At 73.2% G+C, this 3,607-nt stretch carries 3 protein-coding genes; all 3 read right to left on the reverse strand.

Going from position 1 to position 3,607, the window contains the following annotated elements:
* Nucleotides 1-114 precede the first annotated feature (114 nt).
* Nucleotides 115-1,302 carry an amidohydrolase family protein gene (locus AC5LSR_RS19440; RefSeq protein WP_250290878.1) on the reverse strand — a complete coding sequence of 396 codons (1,188 nt, stop codon included), beginning with the start codon at nucleotides 1,300-1,302 and terminating at the stop codon, nucleotides 115-117.
* Nucleotides 1,302-3,398 (reverse strand): O-antigen ligase family protein, encoded by a 2,097-nt coding sequence (locus AC5LSR_RS19445; protein ID WP_250283796.1) that lies wholly within the window; start codon nucleotides 3,396-3,398, stop codon nucleotides 1,302-1,304. Before AC5LSR_RS19445 ends, AC5LSR_RS19440 begins: the two co-directional genes overlap by 1 nt.
* The coding region (locus AC5LSR_RS19450) for a hypothetical protein (RefSeq protein ID WP_493468775.1) at nucleotides 3,395-3,607 on the reverse strand (213 nt) is incomplete at its 5' end. The genes AC5LSR_RS19445 and AC5LSR_RS19450, both read right to left, overlap by 4 nt.

Consider the following 3,607-nt stretch of genomic DNA (forward strand, 5'->3'; position numbering starts at 1 on the left):
TGAATTGTGTACACGCAGGATCGCTGGCCGGGACAGCTCACGCGTGGGACGCCCCGCCGGTGGGCGATGGCCGGCGGCGGGGCCGCCTCCGAGAACGGCCTCAGGGCGCGGCTGTCAGGACACCGGCCGCGGATCGGGCCGGCGGGCGGGCCCGGCCGGTGGCGACGGCGCCGCGGCCACCGGCCGGACGCCGGGCAGCAGGCGCGCGGCGTTGCCGGCGTACACCTGGCGCAGCACCTCGGGGGGAAGGTCCAGACCGTAGACAGCCCAGCGCCCCTGCGGCGGCGGCACCGACGGCGAGTACGTGAAGTGGTCGTCGTCGGTCTCCAGCAGCCGGAAGAAGGCCCGGTAGCCGTCCGCGGCCGGGGGGAAGGCGTCCGTGCCGAACAGCACCCGGTCGGCGAAGCGCTCGATGAACCGGCGGGCCACCCGCGGCTGGCGGCCCAGCTCGGCGGCACGGGCCGAGATGTCGACGCACAGGTTCGGGTAGGCGGCCAGCATCCGGGTGACCTCGCCGAGGTCCTCGGCCAGGCATCCGACGTGCGCCCCCACGAAGGTCGTGCGGGGATGGGCCGCCACCACCGACTCCAGCGCTTCGAGGAGGCGGGGCAGGCCCGGGCCGCGCAGCCCGGGCAGGGCGTTCAGGCCGGCGGCCCGGGAGGCGGTCGGGTGCCGGCGCAGCTCGTCGAGGCGTTCGTTGTGCCGGTCGGGACGGCGGAAGAACGCCACCGGGTCACCGACGTGGATGAGGACCGGCAGCCCGAGCTGCCCGGCCGTCTCGAACACGTCGGAGAGCCTGGGATCGTCCGGCAGCACCAGCCGGCCCCGGCCGTCACGGACCCGCATCCCGAGGTCCTTCCACACCTTCAGACCGCGCGCGCCGGCGGCGGCGGACGCGCGCAGCTGCGCGACCAGCTCCCCGGTCGCCCGCCGCGAACGCAGCAGCCCCCAGTCGAGGTGACAGTAGGTGACGAAACGTCCGGGGTGGGCGCGATCGTAGCGGTCGAGGTTGGCCGCCAGCTCCGCGCCCCACCGGCCGTCGAGGTTGACGATGGTCGTGATGTTGAGCTCGTCCATCATCGCCAGCAGCGCGCCGACGTCGTCGACCATCCAGGAGCCGTCCCGGCGCAGCCAGCGGCCCAGGTGGTTGTGCGCGTCCACGGCCGGGAACGCGGCCCGGCGGATCTCGGAGGCGGGTGTCCGCAGGGCCGGCTGAGGATCCCACCGCGACAACGGAGGGTCCGCGATACGCGCCCGCAGGAGAGCGATACCGGCTTTCCTGACGGTCTGGCGTGGGTTCATCAGGCAGCCTTTCGGATGGACGGTCTCGGATGTGTGGCCAGATACGCCGCCCGCCACCGCCCGGCCCGGGCGAACAGCCGCTCGGTCATCGGCAGGACGAACATGAGACCGAGCAGGCCGAGCACGAGCACCATGCCGAGAGCGCGTTTGCTGTTGCCGGTGACCAGGCTGGCCCGGCCGGGCATCAGGGCGGGGACCGCCGTGAGACGGGCGTTCGACTCCGGCGCGGCCGCCTGCTGGACGTCCTGGAGAGTCGTACCGACCTGGGTGGCCAGCTCCCGCATCTTGGCGACCGCGACATCGGGGTCGCTGCTCCAGACGGTGACGATGACGGTCGGGGCGTCCGGGGCCCCGGGGTTCTCCGGGGTGCCGATGGTCTCGGCCGCGACCACGTACTCGGCCCCGCGCTCCGCGCGGTTGAGATCGACGACGAAGCCCCGGCCGTTGACCCGTTCGGCGACCACCCGCACGATCGTCTGATTGCTCAGGTTGAAGGCCTGGTAGGGGTTGAGCGCGCTGCCGGCCTGGGGGAACACCGCGAGCGCGGCGGTCGCCTCGTACGTGCCCCGGGCCGACCGGACGTGCAGCATCCCGGCAGCCACGAGCAGGGCGACGGCCAGCGCCACGTACCAGCGGCGCAGCGCGAGGGCGGGCAGGTTCCAGATCCCCGGGTGCGGCAGCCCGGCGCCCGGCCACGGCCGGCCGGCGGCCCGGTGCGGCGCGGATCCGTCCCCGGTACGCCGCAGGCCCTCCAGCCGCATCAGCGCGCCGACGCTTCCGATCAGCAGGAAGGTGGTCAGGAAGACCATCGCGTAGCCGAGCGCGTCAAAAGTGACGAAGGACACCCCGACCGCGATGACGGCGCCGGCCAGCGTCTGCGCGAGGTTGCGCAGTTCGGGATCCTCGCTGTCCCGGCGCAGGCGACGGGCCAGCACGAAGGTGCCGACGAACAGCAGCAGCAGGACGCCGAGCCCAATGACACCGGTCTCGATCAGATGCCCCAGGTAGGCGTTGTCCAGCACCCGGTACTTCTCCGGCAGGAAGGTGCCGTAGCCGCGCCCGAGCCAGAAGGAGTTGTCGATGTAGACGCCTGCCGTGGCGTAGTCGGCCGTCCGGCCGGCCGCACTGTCGTCGTTACCGATGTTGAGGAACAGGTCGAAGATCGTCTTCAGGGTCCCGGGACTGGCCACCTGCATCGCGGCCAGGGCCACCGGGGAGAGCAGCAGGGCCCGTCGCCGCAGGCGCGCCGGCCAGGACGGCACCAGCACCAGCAGGGCGATACCGATCGTGAGGATGGCCGACCGGGACACCGACATCGGCAGGGTGAGACCGATCACGGCGACCTTGAGCCACGCGTTGCGCCGCCCCTCCGGCGGCGCGTACAGCGCGTAATGCAGCGCGAGCGGCAGGACCGCCGCGAGGACGACCCCGAACTCGATCGCGTGGCTCGCCGTCCCGGCCACCCGGACCAGGCCGTCCCGCCCGGAGATGAAGCTCTGGCCACCGCCGCTGAGACCGGGTATCCGGATGTAGCCGTTGATGTCGAAATGGAAGTAGAACTGCAACAGCCCGAAGATCGCCAGTACCGTGCCGGCGGTGCACAGCCGGCGCAGCAGGGTATCCAGCCGTGCCCGGTCCGGGACGCCGTCGAGGACGGTGAACGCCAGGCCGAGCGCGGCGCCGACCGTGAGCACCCCGCGGTCGGCCGCGCGGATCTCCGCGCCGGAGATGGGCCGTGTCATGGCCGCCACGTAACTGACCAGCACGGACAGGCCAAAGAGGGCCAGCAGGACGCGCGCCCCCTGCCCCGGCAGGGGCGGACGCTGCCAGGGCACCAGCCGGACCGCGACATACCAGACGAACAGCAGCATCCCGAGCAGCAACGCCGGGTTGCCGGCGGCGCCCAGCGGCGCGAAACGCATCCGCGCCGGGATGATGATCATCATGACCAGCAGGGCGGTGACCGCGACCACCGCGTCCCCGCGGCGTAACAGCTGCAGGCGCAGGTCCGCCGCCTCCGGCGCCGACCGCGGTACCCGCCGGGACGTGACGAACAGCCCCGTGCCACCGAGCGTCCGCCCGGACGAGGAGATCATCGGTTCGGCAGCATCCGGCGGCTGAACTCGGTGGTCTCCAGCTCCACGAACCCTTCCCAGCCGGTCTCGTCCGGCGCCGGGCCGGCCGCCCGCCGATGGTCGGCGGCATCCGCGGGGGCGGCGGCCCGCGCCGGTGGGAGGTCCGCGACGTCCAGCGGCTCCACCCGTTCCAGCAGCTCCGGCTGCCGCGGCTGCCGCGGCTGCCGCGG

Source organism: Protofrankia sp. CiP1_Cm_nod4 (genome assembly GCF_982290645.1).